The sequence below is a fragment of the Pseudomonas sp. NPDC087346 genome (genome assembly GCF_044744235.1).
In the GTDB taxonomy this organism is placed as follows: Bacteria; Pseudomonadota; Gammaproteobacteria; order Pseudomonadales; family Pseudomonadaceae; genus Aquipseudomonas.
The window spans coordinates 1-4,096 of the sequence record NZ_JBIUXX010000139.1 but is presented as its reverse complement, the minus strand read 5'-3'; the positions used below and the strand labels follow the sequence as shown (position 1 = coordinate 4,096).

The following is a 4,096-nucleotide window of genomic DNA, read 5'->3' as shown; positions in this document are numbered from 1 at the left end:
GATGGTCAGCTTGCCACCGGTCATGCCTTTGCCGACGTAGTCGTTGGCATCGCCTTCCAGGTACATGTTCAGACCGCCTGCGTTCCACACGCCGAAGCTCTGACCCGCAGTGCCCTTGAAGCGGAAAGTGATCGGCGCCTTGGCCATACCCTGGTTGCCATGCTTGCGGGCGATTTCGCCGGAAATCCGCGCGCCAATCGAACGGTCGCAGTTGCAGATATCCAGATCGAACTCGGCACCGCTCATGTCGTTGATCGCCGACGTCGCCAGCTCGACCATTTTCTCGGCCAGCAGGCCCTGGTCGAACGGCGGGTTGCGCTCAACACCGCAGAACTGAGGTTTGTCCGCCGGGATGTGATCGCTGCCGAGCAGCGGGGTCAGATCCAGATGATGCTGTTTGGCGGTCTGCCCTTCGAGGATTTCCAGCAGATCGGTGCGGCCGATCAGCTCTTCGAGGGAACGCACGCCGAGCTTCGCCAGCCATTCACGGGTTTCTTCGGCGACGTAGGTGAAGAAGTTGATCACCATGTCGACGGTGCCGATGTAGTGATCTTTACGCAGCTTCTCGTTCTGAGTCGCAACGCCGGTGGCGCAGTTGTTCAGGTGGCAGATGCGCAGGTATTTGCAGCCCAGGGCGATCATTGGTGCGGTACCGAAGCCGAAGCTTTCGGCGCCGAGGATTGCAGCCTTGATCACGTCGAGGCCGGTTTTCAGGCCGCCGTCGGTCTGTACCCGGACTTTGCCGCGCAGGTCGTTGCCACGCAGGGTCTGGTGGGTTTCGGCGAGGCCAAGTTCCCAAGGAGCGCCCGCGTATTTGATCGAGGTCAGCGGTGAAGCACCGGTGCCGCCGTCGTAGCCGGAAATGGTGATCAAGTCCGCATAGGCCTTGGCCACACCGGCAGCGATGGTGCCAACGCCGGCTTCTGCTACCAGTTTCACCGAGACCAGCGCCTTCGGGTTGACCTGTTTCAGGTCAAAGATCAGCTGCGACAAGTCTTCGATGGAGTAGATGTCGTGGTGCGGCGGTGGCGAAATCAGGGTCACGCCCGGCACTGCGTAACGCAGTTTGGCGATCAGCCCGTTGACTTTACCGCCCGGCAGTTGCCCGCCCTCACCCGGTTTGGCGCCTTGCGCGACCTTGATCTGCAGCACTTCGGCGTTGACCAGGTATTCCGGAGTCACCCCGAAACGACCGGTCGCGACCTGTTTGATTTTCGAGCTCTTGATGGTGCCGTAACGCGCCGGGTCTTCACCACCTTCGCCGGAGTTGGAACGCGCACCGAGGCGGTTCATGGCTTCGGCCAGGGCTTCGTGAGCTTCCGGCGACAATGCGCCCAGCGAGATGCCGGCGGAATCGAAGCGCTTGAGCACCGATTCCAGCGGCTCGATTTCACTGATGTCCAGCGGCTTGTCGAGGGTCTTGACCTTCAGCAGGTCGCGAATCATCGACACCGGACGATTGTCCACCAGCGAGGTGTATTCCTTGAACTTGGCGTAGTCGCCCTGCTGCACGGCGGCTTGCAGGGTGTTGACCACATCATGGTTGAACGCGTGATATTCGCCACCGTGGACGAACTACAGCAGACCGCCCTGCTGGATCGGCTTGCGCGGACTCCAGGCTTCGGCGGCCAGGGCTTTCTGCTCGGCTTCGATGTCGACGAAACGCGCACCCTTGATGCGGCTCGGCACGCCACGGAAGCTCAGCTCGCAAACTTCCTCGGACAGGCCGATGGCTTCGAACAGTTGCGCACCGCGGTACGAGGCGATGGTCGAGATGCCCATCTTCGACAGGATCTTCAACAGACCTTTGGTGATGCCTTTGCGGTAGTTCTTGAACACCTCGTAGAGGTCGCCCAGCACTTCACCGGTACGGATCAGGTCACCCAGCACTTCGTACGCGAGGAACGGATAGACCGCCGACGCACCGAAACCGATCAGCACCGCGAAGTGATGCGGATCGCGGGCAGTCGCGGTTTCAACGAGGATGTTGGAGTCGCAACGCAGACCTTTTTCGGTCAGGCGGTGGTGCACCGCACCGGTAGCCAGCGAAGCGTGGATCGGCAGCTTGCCCGGGGCGATATGGCGGTCGCTCAGAACGATCTGGGTACGACCGGCGCGCACGGCTTCTTCAGCCTGATCGGCGACGTTGCGGATAGCCGCTTCGAGGCCGAGGCTTTCGTCGTAGTTGAGGTCGATGATCTGCCGCTCGAAACCCGGGCGGTCGAGGTTCATCAGCGAGCGCCACTTGGCCGGGGAAATCACCGGCGAGCTGAGGATCACGCGCGAGGCGTGTTCCGGCGACTCCTGGAAGATGTTGCGCTCGGCACCGAGGCAGATTTCCAGCGACATCACGATTGCTTCACGCAGCGGGTCGATCGGCGGGTTGGTGACCTGCGCGAATTGCTGACGGAAATAATCGTATGGCGTACGCACGCGCTGCGACAGTACGGCCATCGGCGTGTCGTCGCCCATCGAGCCAACGGCTTCATAGCCTTGTTCGCCAAGCGGACGCAGTACCTGATCGCGCTCTTCGAACGTGACCTGATACATCTTCATGTATTGCTTGAGCTGATCGACGTCGTAGAAAGCCGATCCGTGGTCGTTGTCTTCCATGGTCGCCTGAATGCGCAGGGCATTCTTGCGCAGCCATTGCTTGTACGGATGACGGGACTTCAGACGGTTGTCGATGGCGTCGGTGTCGAGGATCTGCCCGGTTTCGGTGTCCACGGCGAGGATCTGTCCCGGGCCGACACGGCCCTTGGCGATCACGTCTTCAGGCTGGTAGTTCCAGACACCGATTTCCGACGCAACGGTGATGAAACCATTGGTAGTAGTAACCCAACGCGCCGGGCGCAGACCGTTACGGTCGAGCAGGCACACCGCGTAGCGACCGTCGGTCATGACCACGCCGGCCGGGCCGTCCCACGGCTCCATGTGCATCGAGTTGTACTCGTAGAACTCACGCAGATCCGGGTCCATGGTTTCGACGTTCTGCCACGCAGGCGGAATGATCATCCGCACGCCACGGAACAGGTCGATGCCGCCGGTGACCATCAGTTCAAGCATGTTGTCCATGCTCGAGGAGTCGGAGCCAACACGGTTGACCAGCGGGCCGAGTTCTTCCAGATCCATCAGATCATTGGTGAACTTGGTGCGACGGGCCTGGGCCCAGTTGCGGTTGCCGGTGATGGTGTTGATCTCGCCGTTGTGGGCGAGGAAGCGGAATGGCTGAGCCAGCGGCCATTTCGGCAGGGTGTTGGTCGAGAAACGCTGGTGGAACACGCAGATCGCGGTTTGCAGACGCTCGTCGCTCAGGTCTGGATAGAACGCGGCCAGATCGGCCGGCATCATCAGGCCTTTATAGATGATGGTCTTGTGCGAAAAGCTGCAGATGTAGTGGTCACTGTCGACAGCATTGGTCACCGACGAACGGCGACGGGCGCTGAACAGCTTGACCGCCATGTCCTGGTCGCTCAGGCCTTCGCCGCCGATGTACACCTGCTCGATCTGCGGCAGGCGCTCAAGGGCCAGGCGGCCGAGGACGCTGGTGTCGATTGGCACTTTGCGCCAGCCGATCAGTTGCAGGCCTTCAGCGAGGATCTCGCGGTTCATGTTCTCGCGAGCGGCCTCGGCTTTCACCGGGTCCTGGTTGAAGAAGACCATGCCCACCGCATATTGCTTGGGCAGCTCGACGCTGAAGGCTTCCCGGGCGATGGCACGCAGGAAGGCATCAGGTTTTTGAATCAGCAGACCGCAGCCGTCACCGGTCTTGCCGTCGGCATTAATCCCACCGCGGTGGGTCATGCAGGTCAGGGCCTCAATGGCCGTTTGCAAAAGGGTATGACTGGGCTCGCCCTGCATATGGGCTATCAGGCCGAAACCGCAGTTATCCTTGAATTCATCTGGTTGGTACAGACCTGCTTTCATAGACACTTTCTCACCAGGCTGCCTCTTTTCGAGGCAAATTTCTTTTCAATTCAACCACTTGCGATCCGCGCCGAACGTACGCCGGCTTAGCGGGGGCAAACGGGTGGTCATTGTACACAGCGACACAGAGGCTCACAAATTTGACGACGAACTGTCGCAAATTCATGTC

The 4,096-nt window shown here is 60.5% G+C and carries 1 pseudogene; it reads right to left on the bottom strand.

Annotated features, from left to right (window positions below):
- Positions 1-3,927 (bottom strand): annotated as a pseudogene (gene gltB / locus ACIOZM_RS31395) (glutamate synthase large subunit); the annotation flags it as partial.
- Positions 3,928-4,096: the final 169 nt, after the last annotated feature.